A 432-nucleotide genomic window follows, 5' to 3' on the forward strand; every position below is an offset into this window, starting at 1 on the left:
CGGTAAGTATGCTGAAGAAAGCCATAAAATTGATGAGCCAGGCTATTTTGTTCAGGATACCTTCCACCACGGTGAGTACCTGCCGTAGATCTATGATCGAGATATTAGGAAAGGATCTTACCAGTTGTTGCTGTAAAGCTGCGGAAGCTTCTTCATTTTCAACTTTAGTGGTCATTACTCTGAATTGAGGTGCAGACTCCAGTACTCCCTTTGGAAAGACAATAGAAAAGTTAGGCTGCATTTGGCTCCAATCTACAGTTCGTATACTTCCCACTTCGGTATTCATGATCACGCCCTGTACGTTAAAGGAAAGACGGTCTCCCACTTCTACCACTGCATCTTCAGCAAAATTATCGCTAATGGATATTGGGATAAGGTTTGTCCCATCAACTTCTGAAGTCCATTCTCCTGAGGTGAGAACTTCAGAATTCG

The 432-nt window shown here is 43.1% G+C and carries 1 pseudogene; it reads right to left on the minus strand.

From position 1 onward, the window contains the following. Positions 1-432, minus strand: a pseudogene (locus HC175_RS18985) (hypothetical protein); the annotation flags it as partial.

The sequence above is a fragment of the Salinimicrobium oceani genome, assembly GCF_012037645.1.